We start from the raw sequence: 20,646 nt of genomic DNA, 5'->3' as shown, positions 1-20,646 counted from the left end.
CGGTGCCGGCGCGTCGCTAGCTCGGCGGCAGCGGCGGCAGCGGGGGTGACTCCTCCTGCGGCGGCGGTTGCCACGGATCGGGCTCCGGTGTCTGCGGTGCCCACACCAGCGGCGGCGGGGGAGGCAGCGGAGGCGGCGGCGGCACAGGCTCGGCCGCGGCGAAACCGGCACCCAACCCGAGCGCGGCCGGACCCAGGGAGGCGAGAAGGGCCGACGCTGCGATCACCTTACGGAGTTTCATCACCCGCGGACGTTCCTCTCTGCCTCTGCGGCTGGATTCGCACCACCGGATCGTCGCAGTCGACACCCTGCGCCGCCAATTGGCGCTTGAGCACCTTGAAGGTCACCGTGCGCGGAAGTTCGGCGCTGACCCGGACGTAGGACGGCCACTGCTTGGGCCCCAGGTCGGGCTGCCCGGCCAGGAAGGCGCGGAACTTCTCGGCGTCGAACTCGGCCCCGGACGCCAACACCAAAGCGGCCATCACTTGGTCACCGACCACCGGATCCGGCACCGCATAGACGGCCACCTCCGTCACGTCCGGGTGGCGTAGCAGCACCCGTTCGATCGGGGCGGCACCGAGGTTTTCACCGTCGACACGCATCCAATCGCCGAGGCGTCCCGCGAAGTACGCGTAGCCGGCGTCGTCGCGGTAGGCGAGGTCGCCGGTGTGGTAGACCCCGCCGGCCATCCGCTCGGCCTCGGCGGCCTCGTCGTTGTAGTAGCCCTCGAACCGGCCCGGTCCGGCGGTATTCACCAGCTCCCCGACCACGCCGGCGGGGCAGGACGCGCCGGTGTCGGGGTCGACGATGTCCACGCCCTCGGGCAGCGGGCCCAGCGCGCCGTCCGGGGTGTCCGGGGTGCGCGCGATCGCCACCCCGCCTTCGGTGGAACCGAACCCGTCCTGGACTACGCACCCGAACCGCCGTGCGAAGCGTTCGACATCGCGAGGCACGCCCTCGTTGCCGTACACCGCCCGCAGCGGATTGTCCGCATCGTCGGGCTTTTCGGGCGTGGCCAGCACATACGACAGGGGCTTGCCGACGTAGTTGGCGTAGGTGGCGCCGAAGCGGCGGACATCGACCAGGAAGTTGGACGCGGAGAACTTGCGCCGCAACGCCAGTGAGCCCTGGCAGCCCACCGCCACCGCCCAGCCGACTAGCACCGCGTTGGAATGAAACAGCGGCATCGACACGTAGCAGACGTCATCGTGGCCGAGGTCGAAGCGCTGTGTCATCGTCACGCCCGCGATCGCGACCTTGCCGTGGCTGCACTTGACCGCCTTCGGCTCGCCACTGGTACCCGAGGTGAAGATCAGCATGAAAAGGTCTGCGGCCGTCGCCGATTGGAAGTGCGGCTCGGCATCGCGATGTGCGGCCACTTCGTCGGCCCACTCGGCGGAGTCGACGTTCAAGTGGTCGATTCCGCCAAGCGACTCGGCCGAGTTCGAGTCGGCCAGCACCACTTGGCAGTCGGCATGGGCGATGTCGCGCGCCAGCGCGTCGCCGCGGCGCACCGGGTTGAGGCCCACCGGCACGATCCCGGACATGCCGGCCGCCGCCAGCATCGCCGAGAAGAACGGGGTGTTCTCCAGCAGCACGCCGACGTGCGGCGGTCTCGACCGGTCGAGACGGTCACGCAGGGCCGCCGCGATCGCGGCGCCGTGACGCAGGTGATCGCGCCAGCTGACGTACGAGTCTTCGAAATAGACGCCGCGGTCCTCGATCTCGGCCAGCGGTACCAGCAGCCTGGTGACCGTGGGGTCAGGAGGAAGCACGAAACTAGGCAGGGGTTTCCGCCAGCTCGCGGCCGATCCGGCGCAACTGGCCGGTGGCACCACCCAACGCGAATTCGGCCTCCTTGGCGGCGAGGAAATAGCGGTGTACGGGGTGGTCGGTATCGACGCCGACGCCGCCGTGCACGTGCACGATGGTGTGCGCCACGCGGTGGCCGGCGTCGGCGGCCCAAAACGCGGCGCTGGCCACGTCGATGTCGGCGGGAACGTCCTCTGAGACCTTCCACGCCGCCTGGGTGAGCGTCAGCCGCAAGCCCTTGACGTCGATGTAGCCGTCGGCCAGCCGCTGCGACACCGCCTGGAAGCTACCGATCGGGCGGTCGAATTGCTCGCGCTCACGGGCGTATTCGGCGGTAAGCTGCAGCCCTCGTTCCAGCACTCCGAGCTGGAACGCGCTGCGGCCCAGGGCAGCCAGCGTGTCGAGCCAGACAACAACCTCGGCGCCGCCGACCATCCGGGTGCCGTCCACCTCGGTCCCGTCCAGCGCCAGGTGCCCGACGCTGCCCAGGCCGGTGGTCTGCAACGCGGTCACCGAAACGCCGGGATCGCCGGCGGCGACGACGAAAACGGCCGTGCCGGAATCGGTCTCGGCCGGAACGAGGAAGGCGTCGGCCGCCGGACCGAAGCCGACCTGGGTGCGGGTACCGGTGAGGCGATAACCGTTGCCGGCGCGGGTGGCCTGCACCGGACCCTCACCCATCTCGCCCAGCAGCGCGACGGCGATGATCTTCTCACCGCTGACCGCGGGGGCGGCCCAATCCTGTTGCAGCGCCTCGGTTCCGAAGCGGGCCAATGCACCGGCGCCCAGCATCACCGACTCCAGGTAAGGCACGGCCGCCAACTGGTGACCCAACGCCACCAGGATGGCGACCTGCTCGAGCACCCCGAATCCATCGCCGCCCACCGAGGTGGCCGAAGCGCTGGTGAGGATGCCGGCGTCGACGAGCTTGCCCCACAGCTCACGGTCGAACCGTTGGTCTAGCTTGTCGAGCTCACGCTGGTGTTCCGGTGTGCATACCGAATTCACGATCGTGTCGACCAGGCCGCCGAGATCGTTCGCCGCTTCGGTTGTCGAGAAGTCCATCGATGTTCGTCCTTAGGAAGAGGGGGCTCAGCGGTTTCGAGGCAGGCCCAGCGCGACCATGCCGATGATGTCGCGCTGCACTTCGTTGGTGCCGCCACCGAAGGTCAGGATCAAGCACGCGCGGTGCATCCGCTCGACCCGGCCGCGCAGCAGCGCGCCCGGCGAATCCTGGCGCACGGTCGCCGCGGTCCCCAGCACCTCCATCAGCAGCCGGTACGCCTCGGTGGCCAGTTCGGTGCCGTACACCTTGGCCGCCGACGCGTCGGCCGGCGACAAGGACTCGCTGTTGGACGACGCCAGTTCCCAGTTGATCAGCTTGAGGACCTCGGCCTTGGCGTGCACCCGGGCCAGGTTGATCTGCACCCACTCCGAGTCGATCAACCGGGCCCCGCCGGCGTCCTTGGTGTTTTGCGCCCACTCGCGAACCTCGCGGAGCGCCAAAAAGATCGGTTGCGGCGAAACCAGAGCGACGCGTTCGTGGTTGAGCTGGTTGGTGACCAGCTTCCATCCGCCGTTCTCCTCACCGATCAGGTTGGTGACCGGGACTCGCACGTCGGAGTAATAGGTAGCGCTGGTGTCCACACCGGCCATGGTGTGCACGGGCGTCCAGGAGAACCCCTCGGCCGTCGTCGGCACGACCAGCATCGAAATGCCGCGGTGCTTCTTGGCTTCCGGGTTGGTGCGGACGGCCAGCCAGACCCAGTCGGCGTACGCGATCAGACTGGTCCACATCTTCTGGCCGTTGATGACGTAGTCATCACCGTCGCGGACGGCGGTGGTCCGCAGGTTCGCCAGGTCCGTGCCGGCGCCCGGCTCCGAGTAGCCGATGGAGAAGTGCAACTCACCGGCCGCGATCTTGGGTAGGAAGAATTTCTTCTGTTCCTCGGTGCCGAACGCCATGATGGTCGGCGCCACACTGTTGATCGTCAGGAACGGCACCGGCACCCCGGCGATCGCGGCCTCGTCGGTGAAGATCAGCGAGTCCATCGGCGAGCGGTCCTGACCGCCGTACTCTTTGGGCCAGTTCAGGGTCAGCCACCCGTCCTTGCCCATCTGCGCGACGGTGTCGCGGTAGGCGGTGCCGGTTCCCACCTCGCCCTGTGTCGAGTGCAGCGCCTCCCGCCGCTCGGGGGTCATCAGCGTGGTGAAGTACGACCGCAGCTCGCGACGCAGCTCCTCCTGTTCAGGGGTGTAACTGATGCGCATTCCAGCCGTCCTTTGTTAACGTGACACGCCTCGACTAGCCGACGTTACTCGGCCGAGAACTACCCGTTCGTCTTCCCGGTTGTAACACGTTCTAGTCTGAGATTCCAGCGGCCGTTTCCCCGGCGGTATCGGGGCCCTATGGTGGTCCTACATACTGATGGGGCATGTCCTCAGGTGAAGGCCAGGTGCAAGGAGGGTGCTGTGCGGGTGATCGTCGACCGTGACCGGTGTGAAGGTAACGCCGTGTGCATGGGAATCGCGCCGGATATCTTCGACCTGGACGACGACGATTACGCCGTCGTGAAGCTCGACCACATTCCCGCCGATCAGGAGCAGTTGGCCGAGCAGGCGATAGCCGAATGCCCGCGAGCCGCGCTGTTGCGCGAAGACTGAAGTGCGTGACCCGAAACTAGAGGTATTCATAAATTGACTAGCAGCACGAACGCGACCGATCTCTCCGGAAAGGTCGCGGTGGTGACCGGTGCGGCCGCGGGACTGGGCCGCGCCGAAGCTCTCGGCCTCGCCCGGGCCGGCGCCACCGTCGTCGTCAACGACATCGCCGCCGCCCTCGATGCCTCAGACGTCATCGACGAAATCAACACCGCCGGCTCCAAGGCGGTCGCGGTGGCCGGCGACATCAGCGAGCGGGCAACCGCCGACGAGCTGGTCGCCCAGGCCGATGGTCTCGGTGGGCTGGACATCGTGGTCAACAACGCGGGGATCACCCGCGACCGAATGCTGTTCAACATGTCCGACGAGGAATGGGACCTGGTGATCGCGGTGCACCTGCGCGGCCATTTCCTGCTCACCCGCAACGCGGCCACCTACTGGCGCTCCAAAGCAAAGGATGCCGGGGGAACCGTCTACGGCCGGCTGGTCAACACGGCGTCGGAGGCGGGGCTCGTCGGCCCGGTGGGTCAGGCCAACTACGGCGCCGCCAAGGCCGGCATCATCTCGCTCACCCTGACGGCCGCGCGGGCGCTCGGTCGGTACGGGGTGTGCGCCAACGCGATTTGCCCGCGCGCCCGTACCGCCATGACAGCCGACGTCTTCGGTGCCGCACCTGACGTCGAGGAGGGCGGGATCGACCCGCTGTCACCCGAGCACGTGGTCAGCCTGGTCAAGTTCTTGTCGTCGCCGGCGGCCGCGGAAGTCAACGGCCAGGTATTCATCGTCTACGGGCCGCGGGTGACATTGGTTGCGGCGCCGACCGCTGAGCATCAGTTCAGCGCCTCGGGGGAGGCTTGGGAGCCTGCGCAACTGAGTGCGACGCTGCAAGAGTACTTTGCTGGGCGGGATCCGGAGCGGAACTTTTCCGCGGTGGGGCTGATGGAGCAATAGCTGTGTGAGGTTACTTCGTGGGGGGGAATCAGCAGTAAGAACGTGTGTCAGTTTGGAATGTCATAAGCGCATCTGACCTGGCAAGTTAACGTTTCAGACAAGGAAATGCTGTTCATTGACAGCATTAACTTGTTCTGGGTTAATATGATCCGGCTCACACCGAGCCGCATGCGACGAGAGATACCGCTAAGGCGACGCATAGACTTCGCCGCGAGCAGCTGAGGGGGGTAGCCAAGTTGATGCAGCAGCTTGCCGTCCCCGCCCGTGCCGTCGGCGGGTTCTTCGAAATGATGATCGACACCGGCCGGCAGGCTTTCCGCCGGCCGTTCCAATTGGGCGAGTTCCTCGAACAGACGTGGATGATCGCGCGCGTGTCGCTGGTCCCGACGCTGCTGGTATCGATTCCATTCACTGTGCTGGTGGCGTTCACGCTGAATATCCTGCTCCGCGAAATCGGCGCCGCCGACTTGTCCGGCGCCGGAACGGCCTTCGGCACCATCACCCAGCTGGGTCCGGTGGTCACCGTGCTCGTCGTCGCGGGTGCCGGCGCCACCGCGATCTGCGCCGACCTCGGCGCGCGCACCATCCGCGAGGAGATCGACGCGATGCGGGTGCTGGGCATCGACCCGGTCCAGCGACTCGTGGTACCCCGCGTGCTGGCCTCCACTGTTGTTGCGCTTTTGCTCAACGGCTTGGTGTGCGCCATCGGCCTGTCCGGTGGTTATGTGTTCTCCGTCTTCCTGCAGGGTGTCAACCCGGGCGCCTTCATCAACGGACTGACCGTGCTGACCGGCCTGCGCGAGCTGGTGCTCGCCGAGGTCAAGGCGCTGCTGTTCGGAGTGATGGCCGGCCTGGTCGGCTGCTATCGCGGCCTGACCGTCAAGGGTGGCCCGAAGGGCGTCGGCAACGCGGTCAACGAAACCGTGGTCTACGCATTCATCTGTCTGTTCGTCATCAACGTGGTGATGACCGCCATCGGCGTACGAATCTCGGCGAAGTGAGTACTCGATGAGCTACGACGTCACCTACCGGCTGCGTAACCTCGCCTTCCGGCTGCAGGAGCCGATCGACGACTTCGGTGAGCAGGCGTTGTTCTACGGGCAGACCGTCCGGTACGTCCCGAATGCCCTCACCCGCTACCGCAAAGAGACGGTCCGGCTGATCGCCGAGATGACAATGGGCGCCGGGGCGCTCGTGATGATCGGCGGCACGGTGGGTGTCGCGGCCTTCCTCACCCTGGCCTCCGGCGGCGTCATCGCCGTGCAGGGGTATTCCTCGTTGGGCAACATCGGCATCGAGGCGCTGACCGGCTTCCTGTCGGCTTTTCTCAACGTCCGCGTGGTCGCGCCGGTGATCGCGGGCATCGCGCTGGCCGCCACCATCGGCGCCGGTGCCACCGCGCAATTGGGCGCCATGCGGGTGTCCGAGGAGATCGACGCGGTCGAATGCATGGCGGTGCACTCGGTGTCCTACCTGGTGTCGACCCGGCTGATCGCCGGACTCATCGCGATCATCCCGTTGTATTCACTGTCGGTACTGGCCGCGTTCTTCGCCGCCCGCTTCACCACGGTGTACATCAACGGACAATCCAAGGGTCTCTACGACCACTACTTCAACACCTTCCTGATCCCCTCGGACCTGCTGTGGTCGTTCCTGCAGGCGATCGTCATGTCCATCGCGGTGATGCTCGTCCATACCTATTACGGCTACAACGCCAGCGGCGGGCCGGTCGGCGTCGGCATCGCGGTCGGCCAGGCCGTGCGCACCTCGCTGATCGTCGTCGTCGTCATCACACTGTTCATCTCACTCGCCGTTTACGGCGCGTCCGGTAACTTCAACCTCTCCGGGTAAGAGGACCGCTTAAAGGAACATGGCAGACACAGGAACGCGAACCTCCGTCAGGCTGGCAGCCGTAGTGCTGGCCGGCCTGATACTGGCGTTCGCCGTCGTGACTTACCTTTCCTACACAGCGGCTTTCGCCTCGATCGACAAGGTCACGGTCTCGGCCCCCCGGGCCGGGCTGGTGATGGAGAAAGGCGCCAAGGTCAAATACCGGGGCATCCAGATCGGCAAGGTCGAGGCCATCGACTACTCCGATGACCAGGCGCGTCTGACGCTGGGCATCAACAGCGACGACATGCACTTCGTTCCCTCCAATGCGCCGGTGCATATCGCGGGTAACACCATATTCGGCGCCAAATCGGTGGAATTCCTTCCGCCGCAGAACCCTTCGCCGACCTCCCTACGTCCGAACGCCCACGTTGCGGCCTCTGCGGTGCAGCTGGAAGTCAACACCCTGTTCCAGTCGCTGATGGACCTGCTGCACAAGATCGACCCCGTCGAACTCAACGGCACTTTGAGCGCGCTGTCCGAGGGTCTGCGCGGTCACGGCGACGACTTCGGCGGCATTTTGTCCGGCCTCAACACGCTGACCCAGCAAACGAACCCGAAACTGCCTGCGCTGCAGGAGGACTTCCGTAAGGCGGCGGTGGTCACCAACATCTACGCCGACGCCGCTCCGGATCTCAACACCATCTTCGACAACCTTCCGACGATCAACAAGACCGTCGTCGACCAGCAGAACAACCTCAACGACACCTTGCTGGCCACGATCGGCCTGGCCAACAACGCTTATGAGACGTTGGCTCCGGCCGAACAGGACTTCATCGACGCCATCAACCGGCTGCGGGCCCCACTGAAGGTGGCCGCTGATTATTCACCCGAATTCGGCTGCCTGTTCGCCGGCATCGAGCGCGGTATCAAGGAGTTCGCCCCACTGCTCGGTGTCCGCAAAGCGGGCCTGTTCACGTCCTCGAGCTTCGTCCTCGGCGCGCCGTCGTACACGTTCCCCGAGTCCCTGCCGATCGTCAACGCCTCAGGTGGGCCGAACTGCCGTGGGCTGCCGGACATTCCGACGAAACAGACCGGTGGGTCGTTCTTCCGGTCACCGTTCCTGGTCACCGACAACGCGAACGTTCCGTACGAGCCGTTCACCGAACTGCAGTTCGACGCGCCCTCGACGCTTCAGTTCTTGTTCCACGGCGCCTTCGCGGAACGGGACGACTTCTGATGGCCGCGGGGGAGATGCCGACGCACCGCTCGATGATGATCAAGGTCAGCATCTTCACGGTGGCCATGCTGCTCGTATCCGCGGGCTTGGTGGTGATCTTCGGTGACTTCCGGTTCGGTCCCGAAAGCACTTATCACGCAACGTTTACCGATGTGTCCCGGTTGAAGGCGGGCCAGAAGGTGCGCATCGCCGGTGTTCCGGTCGGTGCGGTGTCCGGCGTAAAGCTCAACCCCGACAACACCATCGACGTGTCGTTCGGTCTCGACAATCGTTACACGCTTTATTCCTCGACGCGCGCGGTGATTCGCTACGAAAACCTGGTCGGTGATCGGTATTTGGAGATCACCTCGGGACCGGGGGAGCTGCGCAAGCTGCCGCCGGGCGGCACGATCAACGCCCAACACACCCAGCCTGCACTGGATCTCGACGCGCTGCTGGGCGGGCTTCGCCCGGTGCTCAAGGGTCTGGACGCGGACAAGGTCAACACGATCAGCAGCGCGGTCATCGAGTTGTTGCAGGGCCAGGGCGGCGCGTTGTCCAACGTGCTGGCCGACACGAGCGCGTTCTCGTCGGCATTGGGCCAGCGCGACCAACTGATCGGTGACGTGATCAACAACCTCAACACGGTGCTCAAGACCGTCGATGAGCGCAGCGCCCAATTCTCGACCAGCGTCGACCAGTTGCAGCAACTGATCAGCGGGCTGGCCAAGAACAAGGACGACATCGCGGGCGCCATTCCGCCGCTGGCGTCGACGACGACGGATCTGACCGAGCTACTGCAGAATTCGCGCCGGCCGCTGCAGGGCATCCTGGAGAACACCCGGCCGCTGGCGACCGAACTGGACAACCGCAAGGCCGAGGTCAACAACGACGTCGAGCAGCTGGGCGAGGATTATCTGCGGCTGGCCGCGCTGGGTGCCTACGGCTCGTTCTTCAACATTTACTTCTGCTCGGTGACGATCAAGATCAACGGCCCCGCGGGAAGCGACATCCTGCTGCCCCTCGGTGGCCAGGTGGATCCCAGCAAGGGGAGGTGCGCTTTTGCCAAGTAACGCCAAGCGTGAGCGCGATCCGCTGCGCACAGGCATCTTCGGGGTGGTGCTGGTCGTGTGTGTTGTGCTCATCGCATTCGGCTACGCGGCATTACCGTTCTGGCCGCAGGGAAAGATCTACGACGCCTATTTCTCTGACGCCGGCGGCATCAATCCCGGTAACGCGGTGTACGTCTCTGGCCTCAAGGTAGGTAAGGTGACGTCGGTCGGCCTGGCCGGAGACAGCGCCAAGATCAGCTTCAGCGTGGATCGCCATGTCGCCGTTGGAGATCAGTCACTGGCCGCGATCCGCACCGACACCATCCTCGGGGAGCGCTCCATCGCCGTGAGCCCGGCCGGGAGCGGCAGGTCGACCACGATCCCGCTCAGCCGCACGACCACGCCGTACACACTCGCCGGCGCGCTGGAGGATCTGGGTCAAAACGCCAACAACCTGAACAAGCCTCAGTTCGAGCAGGCGTTGAACGTCTTGACCGACACGCTGCACGACGCCACCCCCGAGCTGCGCGGTGCGCTCGACGGTGTGACGACGCTGTCGCGAACGCTGAACCGGCGCGACGAGGCGCTGCAAAGCCTTCTCGCACATGCGAAGTCGGTGACGGGCGTGCTGTCCCAGCGCGCCGACCAGGTCAACAAGCTGGTCGACGACGGTAACGAGTTGTTCGCCGCGCTCGACGAGCGGCGAGCCGCCCTGGGGCGGCTGATCTCGGGAATCCAGGGACTCTCCGCGCAGATCTCCGGCTTCGTCGCCGACAACCGCAAGGAGTTCGGGCCGTCGCTGAGCAAGCTCAACGACGTGCTGAGCAATCTCAACGAGCGCCGCGATTACATCACCGAGGCCCTCAAACGGCTGCCGACCTACGCGACCGAGTTGGGCGAGGTCGTGGGTTCCGGACCGGGATTCAACGTCAACGTCTACGGGGTGATCCCCGCGCCGCTGCTCGCGACGATGTTCGACTTCTTCTACCAGCCCGGGAAGATGCCGGCTAGCTTGGCCGATTACCTGCGCGGGCTGATCCAGGAGCGTTGGATCATTAGGCCGAAGTCGCCATGATGCGGCGGATCGCCGGCAGCCGGGGGCTGCGCTACACCACCGCCATCGCGCTCGTCGCGGTGTTGGTGGGTGGCGTTTATGTGCTGTCGTCGACCGGCAACACGCGCAGCATCGTCGGTTACTTCACGTCCGCCGTCGGTCTCTATCCCGGCGACCAGGTCCGCGTCCTGGGCGTTCCGGTGGGGCACATCGACACCATCGAGCCGCGGCCCTCCGATGTCAAGATCACCATGTCGGTGTCCAAGGACGTGAAGATCCCGAAGGACGCCAAGGCCATCATCATGTCGCCGAACCTGGTGGCGGCGCGGTTCATTCAGATGACGCCGGCTTACACCGGTGGCCCGGTGCTGGCCGACGGCGCGAGCATTGGCCTGGAACGTACCGGGGTCCCGGTGGAGTGGGACGAGGTCAAAGAGTCGCTGACGCAACTGGCCGTGCAGCTCGGGCCCACCACGGGGTCGATGCAGGGGCCGTTGGGCCGGGCGATCAACCAGGCCGCGGACACGTTCAACGGCAACGGCGAGTCGTTTCACAACGCGTTGCGCGAGCTCTCCCAAGCCGCCGGGCGGCTGGGGGATTCACGCAGTGACATCTTCGGCACGGTCAAGAATCTTCAGGTTCTGGTCAACGCGCTGTCGGCCAGCAACGAACAGATCGTGCAGTTCGCCGGGAACGTCGCCTCGGTCTCCCAGGTGCTCGCCGACAGCTCACGTCACCTCGACAACACCCTGGGCACCCTCAACAAGGCGCTCTCCGACATCCGGGGATTCCTGCACGAGAACAACTCGACCATCATCGATACAGTCAATAACCTCAACGACTTCGCCAAGACGCTGAGCGACCAGAGCGAGAACATCGAGCAGGTGCTGCACGTGGCGGGCCCCGGCATCGCAAATTTCTACAACATCTACGACCCGGCGCAGGGCACGCTCAACGGCCTGTTGTCGATTCCGGAATTCGCCAACCCCGTGCAGTTCATCTGCGGTGGGTCCTTCGAGACGGCCGCCGGACCGCGCGCCCCCGACTACTTCAAGCGCGCCGAGCTCTGCCGTGAGCGGCTAGGACCGGTGCTGCGCAGGCTCACCGTCAATTACCCGCCGATCATGTTCCACCCGCTGAACACGATTACGGCCTACAAGGGTCAGATCATCTACGACACCCCGGAAACCCAGGCCAAGTCGGCGACCCCGGTCCCCGATCTCACCTGGATCCCGGCCAATGGTGCCAAGACGCCGCCCGCCGCCCAGAACCCGGCGGACCTGCAGGCGTTGCTGGTCCCGCCGGCTCCGCAGACCGGCCCGGCCCCCGGCCCCGCGCCGGCCTTGGGTAATGCCGGTCCGGCCCCCGGCCCCGCCCCGGGGAGCGCTTTCGGGCCGCTCCCGGGCCCCGCGCCGGGCCAGGCGCCGGTGGCGCTTACCGATCAAGGGGGCGGCTGAGTGAACCGAATATGGTTGCGCGGCAGCGCTTTAGCTGCGGGAAGCGCTCTGCTGGCCGGCTGTCAATTCAACGGTCTGAACTCGCTGGCGATGCCCGGCACGGCGGGCCATGGCGGGGGCGCCTACTCGATCACCGTCGATCTGCCCGACGTGGCGACCCTGCCGCAGAACTCTCCGGTCATGGTTGACGACGTCACCGTCGGCAGTGTCTCGGGCATTCAAGCCGTGCAGCGGTCCGATGGATCGTTCTTCGCGGCAGTGAAATTGTCACTGGACAAGCATGTTTCGCTGCCCGCCAATGCGACAGCGACCGTCGCCCAGACATCGCTGCTGGGTTCGATGCACATCGACCTGGCGCGCCCCAAGGGCAAGCCGGCCGTCGGCAAACTGACCGACGGGTCCAAAATCTCCGAGTCCAACACCGGCCGCTATCCCACCACCGAGGAGGTGCTGTCGGCCCTCGGCGTCGTGGTGAACAAGGGCAACGTCGGTGCCCTGGAAGAGATCACCGACGAGACCTATCAGGCCGTCGCGGGTCGGCAAGACCAGTTCGTCGACCTGGTGCCGCGGCTGGCGGAACTGACCGCCGGACTCAACCGGCAAGTCAACGACATCATCGATGCGGTCGACGGCCTGAACCGATTTTCGGCGAGCCTGGCGCGCGATAAGGACAACCTGGGCCGGGCGCTGGACACACTGCCCGACGCGATTCGGGTGCTCAACAAGAACCGCGACCATATCGTCGAGGCGTTCTCCGCGCTCAAGAAGCTGGCGACGGTGACCTCGCATGTGCTGGCGAAAACCAAGGTGGACTTCGCCGCCGACCTCAAAGACCTCTACGCCGCATCCAAGGCGCTCGCCGACAACCGGAAGAACTTCGTCACGTCGCTTCAGCTCTTGCTGACGTTCCCCTTCCCCAACTTCGGCATCAAGAATGCGGTGCGCGGTGACTACCTCAACGTGTTCACCACCTTCGACCTCACGCTGCGCCGGCTCGGTGAAACCTTCTTCACCACGGCGTATTTCGACCCGAACATGGCCCACATGAACGAGATCCTGAATCCGCCCGACTTTTTGGTCGGTGAAATGGCCAACCTGTCCGGACAGGCGGCCGACCCGTTCAAGATTCCGCCTGGCACCGGTTCAGGACAGTAGGGGGCGGGCGCAGATGCACGACAGGCTAACCAGGATCCAGCTGTGGATATTCGCGGTGATCACCGCCGTCACACTGACTGTGATGGCGATCTTCTACCTGCGGCTGCCTGCGACGTTCGGCCTCGGAACCTACGCGGGGACGGCCGATTTCGTCGCCGGCGGTGGCTTGTACAAGAACGCCAACGTCACCTACCGCGGCGTCGCCGTCGGCCGGGTGGAATCGGTGGGACTCAATCCCAATGGCGTCACCGCCGAGATGCGGCTGAACAGCGGCACGCCCATCCCTTCGAATGTCACCGCCACCGTCAAGAGCGTGTCGGCCGTCGGTGAGCAATACATCGACCTGGTGCCACCGAGCTCACCGGCGGGGACCAAGCTGCACAACGGGTTTCGGATCGAGCGGCAAAACACCCGGATCGGTCAGGACGTCGCCGACCTGTTGAAACGCGCGGAGGCCCTGACCAACAGCTTGGGCGACACCCGTTTGCGCGAGGTTTTGCACGAGACGTTCATCGCGGCCAACGGGTCCGGACCCGAGCTGGCCCGGTTGTTCGAGTCCGCCCGGCTGCTGGTGGACGAGGCAAACGCGAACTACCCGCAGGCCTCACAGCTGATTGACCAGGCCGGCCCGTTCCTGCAGTCTCAGATTCGCGCCGGCGCCGACATCAAATCGCTGTCCGACGGGCTCGCGCGGTTCACCTCCGAGGTGCGCCAGGCCGACCCGCAGCTGCGCGACACGCTGGCTACCGCCCCGGGCGCGACCGACGAAGCCAGCACCGCGTTCTCCGGCATCCGCCCGTCCTTCCCGACACTGGCCGCCAGCCTGGCCAACCTGGGTCGGGTGGGCGTTATCTACCACAAGTCGATAGAGCAGCTGCTGGTCGTGCTGCCGGCGCTGTTCGCCGCGATCACGACGGCGGCCGGCGGCGCACCGCAGGACGAAGGCGCCAAGCTGGACTTCAAGCTGGACCTCAACGACCCGCCGCCGTGCGCCGTCGGCTTCCTGCCCCCGCCGTTGATGCGCACGCCGGCCGACGAGACGGTGCGCGAGCTGCCGCGGGACATGTACTGCAAGGTGGCTCAGAACGATCCGAGCACCGTGCGGGGCGCGCGCAACTATCCGTGCCAGGAATTCCCCGGCAAACGGGCGCCGACCGTTCAGCTCTGCCGTGACCCCAAGGGCTACGTTCCCATCGGCCGCAACCCGTGGCGTGGTCCGCCCGTGCCGTACGACACCCCGATGACCAACGGGCTGAACGTGTTGCCGCCCAACAAGTTCCCCTACATCCCGCCGGATGCCGAACCCGACCCGGGCACACCAATTGTCGGGCCGCCTCCGCCCGGGGTGGCGCCGGGGCCGGGCCCGTTGCCGAACAAGCAGCCGGCATACGATCCGCCGCCGCCCAACGACAACGGGCCGCCACCGCCGTTCACGTCGTGGCAGCCGCCCGGCGTTCCGCCCGTGCCACCGCAGCTGCCATATCCCAAGTGGCTGCCGCCGCCGGCTCCGCCAGTAGGGATCAATCCCCCGCCGGCGGGCCCGGGACCCGAGAAGCCGTGGGGGCCGCCACCTGGTCCGCAGCCGCAGGCCAGTGGGCCCGCATATGCCACCTATGACGAGAAGACGGGCGCATTTAGGGACCCGGCCGGTGGCACTGGTATTTTCGCGGCCGGTGCTAGCGGCGTGTCCAGCGCCGAGAATTGGGTGGACCTGATGCTTGATCCGAGGCCGATGTAGTGGCAGTCGAGCCAATGACCAATCCGCGCGTTCGCCGCCGGGCCTCCCGCGCGGCCGGCCCCGCGAAAGGGGAGGCGAGCGAGGCCGCCACGGTGCAGGTCGAAGCCGCGCCGGCGCAGCCGGCCAAGTCCGTCAAGACGCTCAAATCCCTCAAGCCGCCACCGCGGCGGCAGCCGCACCGCGCCTTGGTGGCATGGATTTCGTTCGCGGCCGCGGTGTTGGCCATCGGCGCGCTGGCCGGCTGCTTGGCCGTGCTCGTCGTCCAGCAGCGGCACGCCAACGCCCAGCAAGCGCGCGACCAGCGGTTCGTCGACACCGCCACGCAAACGGTGGTCAACATGTTCAGCTATAAGCAGGACAACATCGACGAGAGTGTGAACCGCTTCTTCAACGGCACCAGCGGACCGCTGCGCGGCATGCTCGGCGCCAACAACAACATCGAGAACCTCAAGGGCATCTTCCGCTCCACCAACGCGACGTCGGAAGCGGTCATCAACGGTGCCGCGCTCGAGGGAATCGACACCGTAACCGACAACGCGTCCGTGCTTGTCTCGGTGCGGGTGACAGTCGCCGACATCGACGGCGTGAACAAACCGTCCATGCCCTATCGCCTGCGAGTGATCGTGCACGAGGACGAGCAGGGCCGGATGACGGGCTACGACCTGAAGTACCCCAACGGGGGTAATTGATGCGGTGGCGGCGCCGGCTGCTCATCGTCGCGGGCTACCTCCTGATTCTGGTGTTCGTCGGGTTGTCCGCGGCGGCAGGCTGGTTCTACTGGGGGCGGGTGCAGACGCGCGGCGAGGAAGCGGCGCGGGCGGTGCTACCGGCCCTGGCTACCAAGGAGATTCCCCAGGTCTTCGCCTATGACTATCAGACGGTGGAACGCAGCCTCAGCGACGCGTACCCGCTGTTGACCCCCGACTATCGCCAGGAATTCCGGAAAAGCGCGAACGCGCAGATCATTCCGGAGGCCAAGAAACGCGAGGTGGTCGTCCAGGCGAACGTCGTGGGCGTGGGAGTGATGTCCGCCAAGCGTGATTCGGCATCGCTGATGGTCTATATGAACCGCACCGTGACCGATAAAACACGCCAGCCGCTCTACGACGGCAGCCGGCTGCGGGTCGACTTCAAGAAGATCGGCAAGCAATGGCTGATCGCCTACATCACGCCGATCTAGTAGCACATCGCAATCCCGTTGCAGTACAACGGATAACGTTCGATCGGGCTGGGCGGCGGACCGGCCAAGGCCAAGGAGAACGGCGTTTTCTTCATCTCCGGCTGCATCCCGCAGACGGCGCCGTGCAGGCTGGTGTGGGTGCCGCTCATGTTCTCGTCGCTGAACGCATACGTGTCGGTGGACGGTGCAGTGCCGCCGCCCGGACACGAAACCCCGTCTGATTTCTCGACTTTGAATGTCCACAGCATGCTGGTCATCCGGGCCCTGCCGCTGAAGTTCTGCAGTTTGTCCGCGGCGCTGATCCGCTCGTTCGTCGAGCTGACGATGTTCAGGGCGCAGTTCATCGCGAACACGATCGGGTCGGAGTAGTCGTTCATGTTCCGGGTTCCGGACGGCTGATCGCACAGGGCCGAGATCGTCCAGGTCACCCCGGAAACCCCCGCCTCGTTGTAGTTGTAGTTGCCATCCGGCGGCGGTCCGATCGCGTGCGCGGGGTCACCGGAATCCAGCGCGATCCCGATGGCGACTGCCGAGAAGATGCCTGCGCCAGCGGCCAACCCGCGACGGAGCTTCACAGTGCCCTCCCTTCTCGGACCTTCCCCTGGACCGATCCCCCGAGTATCACAGCGTTTGCGCGGCAGCACCATGGGTTCGCGCGGCCTACTTGGCGTCCTGCGCCTGCGGCTCCGCCAATGCGTCCAGGAATGAGCGCGCCCAGCGGTCGACGTCGTGGGCGAGGACCTGCCGCCGCATCGACCGCATCCGGCGCCGGCCCTCCTCGATGGGCTGGTTCAGCGCCGCTTCGATCGCGTCCTTTACGCCCTCGAGGTCGTGCGGGTTGACCAGATAGGCCTGCCGGAGTTCGGCGGCGGCGCCGGTGAATTCGGACAGGACCAGCGCACCGCCGAGGTCGCTGCGGCAGGCGACGTACTCCTTGGCGACCAGGTTCATGCCGTCGCGCAGCGGGGTGACCAGCATGACGTCGGCGGCCACGAAGAACGCGATCAATTCGGTGCGGGGGACCGGACGGTGCAAGTAGTGCACCACCGGATGACCGACCTCGGCGTACTCGCCGTTGATGTGGCCCACCTCGCGCTCGATGTCGTTGCGCAGAATCTGGTAACTCTCCACGCGTTCGCGGCTCGGCGTCGCGAGCTGCACCAGAACGGTGTCGTCGCGTTTCGCGCGTCCCTCCGCAAGCAGTTCCGAGAAGGCCTTCAGCCGCACATCGATGCCCTTGGTGTAGTCGAGCCGGTCGACGCCGAGCAGCACTTTGCGGGGGTTGCCCAGCTCCGTCCGAATCTCCCGCGCGCGCCGCCTGATGTCGCGGTCGCGGGCGGCCTGGTCGAGCGAGCCGGAATCGATGGAGATGGGGAAGGCGCCCACCCGGACGACGCGCGACCCGAGATCGACCTCGCCGTACCGTGTGCGCACGCCGACCGAGCCTCGGGAGGTGTTCACGCCGATCAGTCGCCGCGACAGGAACAGGAAATTCTGGGCGCCCCCGGTCAGGTGGAAGCCCACCAGGTCCGCGCCGAGCAGGCCCTCGATGATCTCGGTGCGCCACGGCAGCTGCATGAACAGTTCCACCGGCGGGAACGGGATGTGCAGGAAAAAGCCGATGGTCAGGTCGGGCCGCAGTTCCCGCAGCATCGCCGGCACCAGTTGCAGCTGGTAGTCCTGCACCCACACGGTCGCGCCCTCCGCGGCGGCGCGGGAGGTGGCCGCGGCGAAGCGCCGATTGACCTCGACGTAGCGGTCCCACCATTGACGGTGGTAAATCGGTTTGACGATGACGTCGTGGTACAGCGGCCACAGCGTGGCGTTCGAGAATCCCTCGTAGTACTGGGCGATGTCGTCGGCGCTCAGCCGCACCGGGCGCAGCTCCAGGTCGTCCTGGACGATGGGCTCGTCATCGAAGTCGGTCTCTTCCTCGGCGACGCCCGCCCAGCCGACCCACGCTCCCCGCCGGCGCCGGAGCAGCGGCTCCAGGGCCGTCACCAGGCCGCCGGGGCTGCGCTTCCATGCGGTGGTGCCGTCGGGAAGCCGTTCCTGATCTACCGGCAGCCGGTTGGCGACCACCACAAAATCGGAATTCCCGAAGGGTGTTTTCGAGTCGTGCCCGTCCCCGGGTGCCATTTACGCGTCGAGTTTTGCGGGCCCAATACCGAGCATGGACAGGAAGACGCGGCACTCGTCGGCGTCGTTCGCATAGGCCGCGACGACTCGCCTGGCCTGGCTCGCGGTGCTGTCGGCAACCGGTTCGACGTCGCCGATCTCGCCAGGGTCAGATTTCGTAGCCATGACATAACTGTAGGTGATGCAGGATGAGCAGGTGGGTGAGGACTTGATGTTCGAGTTCCTCGACGTGGTCGTAGAGCGGCACGGAGTGCGGGCGCTGGACGGCCTGACGGCAGCCATCCCGGGTCGGGGTGTGACGGCGGTGTTCGGGCCGTCGGGCGCAGGCAAGTCCACCCTCCTTCGCCTGTGCAACCGGCTCGAGGTGCCGACGAGCGGCACAGTGTCGTTCTGCGGCGAGGACGTCGCCGGCATCGATCCGCTGTGGTTGCGGCGCCGGGTGGGCATGTGTTTCCAGCGGCCGTCGCCGTTTCCGGGGACGGTCGCCGACAACCTGCGGGCAGCCGATCCAGACGCATCCGACGGACGGATGCGCGACACCCTGTCCCGCGTCGGTTTGACCGGATCCTGGCTGGACCGCGACGCCACCGCCTTGTCCGGCGGGGAGGCGCAGCGAATGTGCCTGGCCCGCACGCTGATGGCCCGACCGCAGGTGTTGCTCCTCGACGAACCCACCTCCGCGGTCGACGCCGAAGCCGCCAGGGTGATCGAGCGTGCGGTGCGTGACCTGGCGGCCGACGGGATTCCCGCGCTGTGGGTCACCCACGATTCGGCGCAGGTGGAACGCGCCGCGGACCGCGTCCTGCACATCGAGCGGGGTCGAAGCCTGGGGCTCGGCCCGGTCGGGTCGGCGGCGTGATGAACGGCCAGGTCGGCTGGATGGGCCTGGCGGCGTCGCTGATTCTGGTGGCGGTCGCAGCGGCGATCTCGCTCTGGCAGCGGTTGGGGCTGCAGGGCCAGCTCGCATGGGCGGCGGCCCGCGCCCTGGCGCAGCTGCTGCTGGTCGGCGGCGGCCTGACCTTGCTGTTCGAGCCCGGCCGTTCCCTGTGGTGGTCGTGGGCGTGGGTGGCCGGCATGGTGGCCTACGCGGGGGATCTCGCCCGACGTCGGGCGCCTGAGGTGCCGCGACTCGCGCCGCTGACGATCGCGACGTTCGCCGCCGCGGCCGTCATCACCCTCGGGGTGATTTTCGGGCTGCGGGTGTTCCCCCTGCAGGCGCGGACGTTGGTGCCGGTCGCCGGGATGATGATCGGCAACTCGATGACCGCCACGGTGTTGGTGGCCCGGCGGCTGGTCGACGAGCTCCGCGACAAGCGCGACGAGGTCGAAGCCAGGCTCGCCCTCGGGCAGCCCTCCCGTCTGGCCGCCTCCCCGTACCTGCGGACCGCGTTGCGGTCGGCGATATCGCCGCAAATCGAAACCACCAAAGCCACCGGGCTGGTGTTCCTCCCGGGTGCCATGACGGGGCTCATCCTCGCCGGCGTGCACCCGGTGCAGGCCGTGCTGGTCCAGGCCGTCGTGATGTTCTTGATCCTGGGCTCGGTGGCGGCCACCACCGTCGTCGTCGCACTGGGACTGGTCCGCCTGGCGTTCACCCGCGATCACCGTCTGTTGCCGCTGGGCATGCGGCCGGACGGCTCACCCACCCACCGGTGACCCACTTACACACTGGCCGTAATGTGTAACGACGTCGGACCTGACAACAAGTGAGGTGGGCCGCATGACACTTTCCGAGGAAACCGGTGCCCAGACGGGCAACGCCGAAGCTGACGAGTTGGTCAGCTACGAAACCCTCGACGAGGGCCGCATCGCGCGGATATGGCTGAACCGGCCGGAAGCCCACAACGCGCAAAGCCGCGGCCTGCTGGTCCAACTCGACGAGGCGTTTCTGCGCGCCGAGGCCGACGACACCGTGCGCGTGGTGATCCTGGCGGCGCGCGGCAAGAACTTCTCCGCGGGCCATGACTTGGGCTCAGAGCTGGCGATCGCGGAGCGTAGCCAACTTCCGAGCTTCCGGATCAACGGCGGGACGCGCGATCCGATCGTGGAGAAGATCTACCTGCAGGAATGGCACTACTTCTTCCAAAACACCTGCCGTTGGCGGGATTTGCGCAAAATCACCATCGCCCAGGTGCAGGGCAACGCGATCTCCGCGGGTCTGATGCTGATTTGGGCGTGCGACCTGATCGTGGCCGCCGACAATGCCAAGTTCAGCGATGTCGTCGCGGTGCGCTTGGGGATGCCCGGCGTCGAGCGAATCTCCGGTCAGCAGCAGCTCTTTGGCCTTGCGGGGACCGAATTCCCAAGGGTGGGCATAATATTCGACGCCGGGCATCCCCAAGCGCACCGCGACGACATCGCTGAACTTGGCATTGTCGGCGGCCACGATCAGGTCGCA

Annotated in this window: 22 protein-coding genes; 15 read left to right on the top strand and 7 right to left on the bottom strand. The window is 66.2% G+C overall.

All coding sequences use genetic code 11. The annotated features are described in order from the left end of the window. Positions 1-16 precede the first annotated feature (16 nt). From A5711_RS26250 to A5711_RS10460, 4 genes are read right to left on the bottom strand one after another with little or no spacing between them, the layout of a single operon-like run. Positions 17-226: a hypothetical protein gene (locus tag A5711_RS26250; protein WP_231972094.1), complete on the bottom strand. Its 210-nt coding sequence runs from the start codon at positions 224-226 to the stop codon at positions 17-19. A gap of 1 nt (position 227) precedes the next feature. Beyond that, positions 228-1,775 carry a long-chain-fatty-acid--CoA ligase FadD17 gene (gene fadD17, locus A5711_RS10470; RefSeq protein WP_067946135.1) on the bottom strand — a complete coding sequence of 516 codons (1,548 nt, stop codon included), beginning with the start codon at positions 1,773-1,775 and terminating at the stop codon, positions 228-230. 4 nt (positions 1,776-1,779) lie between these two features. Beyond that, positions 1,780-2,877, bottom strand: coding sequence for an acyl-CoA dehydrogenase family protein (locus A5711_RS10465; protein WP_067946133.1), 1,098 nt, complete (start codon positions 2,875-2,877; stop codon positions 1,780-1,782). A gap of 27 nt (positions 2,878-2,904) precedes the next feature. Further along, positions 2,905-4,083 (bottom strand): acyl-CoA dehydrogenase, encoded by a 1,179-nt coding sequence (locus A5711_RS10460; RefSeq protein WP_067946131.1) that lies wholly within the window; start codon positions 4,081-4,083, stop codon positions 2,905-2,907. A gap of 201 nt (positions 4,084-4,284) precedes the next feature. Here A5711_RS10460 and A5711_RS10455 point away from each other — a divergent pair, with 201 nt between their 5' ends. The 12 genes from A5711_RS10455 to A5711_RS10400 all read left to right on the top strand — a co-directional run bounded on the left by A5711_RS10455 (position 4,285) and on the right by A5711_RS10400 (position 16,109). Continuing rightward, the gene (locus tag A5711_RS10455) at positions 4,285-4,476 is read left to right on the top strand and encodes a ferredoxin (protein WP_067946152.1); all 192 of its coding nucleotides are present in this window, start codon (positions 4,285-4,287) and stop codon (positions 4,474-4,476) included. 33 nt (positions 4,477-4,509) lie between these two features. After that, positions 4,510-5,424 (top strand): 3-oxoacyl-ACP reductase, encoded by a 915-nt coding sequence (locus tag A5711_RS10450; protein ID WP_067946129.1) that lies wholly within the window; start codon positions 4,510-4,512, stop codon positions 5,422-5,424. Positions 5,425-5,660: 236 nt separating this feature from the next. Continuing rightward, positions 5,661-6,425: an ABC transporter permease gene (locus A5711_RS10445; RefSeq protein WP_067946127.1), complete on the top strand. Its 765-nt coding sequence runs from the start codon at positions 5,661-5,663 to the stop codon at positions 6,423-6,425. A gap of 7 nt (positions 6,426-6,432) precedes the next feature. Beyond that, positions 6,433-7,275: an ABC transporter permease gene (locus tag A5711_RS10440; protein ID WP_066955180.1), complete on the top strand. Its 843-nt coding sequence runs from the start codon at positions 6,433-6,435 to the stop codon at positions 7,273-7,275. Positions 7,276-7,294: 19 nt separating this feature from the next. Next, a complete protein-coding gene (locus A5711_RS10435) occupies positions 7,295-8,494 on the top strand; it encodes a virulence factor Mce family protein (RefSeq protein ID WP_067946124.1) in 1,200 nt (399 codons plus the stop codon). Next, positions 8,494-9,546, top strand: a complete 1,053-nt coding sequence (locus tag A5711_RS10430) for a virulence factor Mce family protein (RefSeq protein ID WP_067946122.1) — start codon at positions 8,494-8,496, stop codon at positions 9,544-9,546. The genes A5711_RS10435 and A5711_RS10430 overlap by 1 nt, the downstream gene beginning before the upstream one ends. After that, positions 9,536-10,600 carry a virulence factor Mce family protein gene (locus tag A5711_RS10425; RefSeq protein WP_067946120.1) on the top strand — a complete coding sequence of 355 codons (1,065 nt, stop codon included), beginning with the start codon at positions 9,536-9,538 and terminating at the stop codon, positions 10,598-10,600. The genes A5711_RS10430 and A5711_RS10425 overlap by 11 nt, the downstream gene beginning before the upstream one ends. Further along, positions 10,597-12,036, top strand: a complete 1,440-nt coding sequence (locus A5711_RS10420; RefSeq protein ID WP_067946118.1) for a virulence factor Mce family protein — start codon at positions 10,597-10,599, stop codon at positions 12,034-12,036. The genes A5711_RS10425 and A5711_RS10420 overlap by 4 nt, the downstream gene beginning before the upstream one ends. Further along, positions 12,037-13,191, top strand: a complete 1,155-nt coding sequence (locus A5711_RS10415; protein WP_067946117.1) for an MCE family protein — start codon at positions 12,037-12,039, stop codon at positions 13,189-13,191. It begins immediately after the preceding gene. 13 nt (positions 13,192-13,204) lie between these two features. Continuing rightward, positions 13,205-14,929 (top strand): virulence factor Mce family protein, encoded by a 1,725-nt coding sequence (locus A5711_RS10410; protein ID WP_067946115.1) that lies wholly within the window; start codon positions 13,205-13,207, stop codon positions 14,927-14,929. A 14-nt stretch (positions 14,930-14,943) separates the two neighbouring features. Beyond that, on the top strand, positions 14,944-15,618 hold the full coding sequence (locus A5711_RS10405) for a mammalian cell entry protein (protein ID WP_067946113.1): 675 nt from the start codon (positions 14,944-14,946) through the stop codon (positions 15,616-15,618). Then, the gene (locus A5711_RS10400; RefSeq protein WP_067946111.1) at positions 15,618-16,109 is read left to right on the top strand and encodes a mammalian cell entry protein; all 492 of its coding nucleotides are present in this window, start codon (positions 15,618-15,620) and stop codon (positions 16,107-16,109) included. Before A5711_RS10405 ends, A5711_RS10400 begins: the two co-directional genes overlap by 1 nt. Here A5711_RS10400 and A5711_RS10395 read toward each other — a convergent pair. The 3 genes from A5711_RS10395 to A5711_RS26805 all read right to left on the bottom strand — a co-directional run bounded on the left by A5711_RS10395 (position 16,106) and on the right by A5711_RS26805 (position 18,413). Continuing rightward, positions 16,106-16,684 (bottom strand): hypothetical protein, encoded by a 579-nt coding sequence (locus A5711_RS10395; RefSeq protein ID WP_067946109.1) that lies wholly within the window; start codon positions 16,682-16,684, stop codon positions 16,106-16,108. The genes A5711_RS10400 and A5711_RS10395 overlap by 4 nt on opposite strands. A gap of 85 nt (positions 16,685-16,769) precedes the next feature. Beyond that, complete coding sequence (locus tag A5711_RS10390; RefSeq protein WP_067946107.1) at positions 16,770-18,248, bottom strand: trehalose-6-phosphate synthase; 1,479 nt, start codon at positions 18,246-18,248, stop codon at positions 16,770-16,772. Next, positions 18,249-18,413, bottom strand: coding sequence for a hypothetical protein (locus A5711_RS26805; protein WP_102419489.1), 165 nt, complete (start codon positions 18,411-18,413; stop codon positions 18,249-18,251). A 16-nt stretch (positions 18,414-18,429) separates the two neighbouring features. Between A5711_RS26805 and A5711_RS10385 the strand changes: the two genes are divergently transcribed. From A5711_RS10385 to A5711_RS10375, 3 genes are all read left to right on the top strand, one after another. Then, positions 18,430-19,107 (top strand): phosphate ABC transporter ATP-binding protein, encoded by a 678-nt coding sequence (locus A5711_RS10385; protein WP_197501040.1) that lies wholly within the window; start codon positions 18,430-18,432, stop codon positions 19,105-19,107. Then, positions 19,107-19,904 (top strand): iron export ABC transporter permease subunit FetB, encoded by a 798-nt coding sequence (fetB, locus tag A5711_RS10380; protein WP_067946105.1) that lies wholly within the window; start codon positions 19,107-19,109, stop codon positions 19,902-19,904. The genes A5711_RS10385 and fetB overlap by 1 nt, the downstream gene beginning before the upstream one ends. A gap of 64 nt (positions 19,905-19,968) precedes the next feature. Continuing rightward, positions 19,969-20,646, top strand: a 678-nt coding sequence (locus A5711_RS10375) for an enoyl-CoA hydratase-related protein (RefSeq protein ID WP_231987457.1), incomplete at its 3' end; no start/stop codon positions are given.

This window comes from Mycobacterium sp. E2238 (assembly GCF_001672665.1).
In the GTDB taxonomy this organism is placed as follows: domain Bacteria; phylum Actinomycetota; class Actinomycetes; order Mycobacteriales; family Mycobacteriaceae; genus Mycobacterium.
The sequence above is the reverse complement of the archived record's forward strand: the minus strand, read 5'-3'. Positions and strand labels throughout refer to the sequence as shown.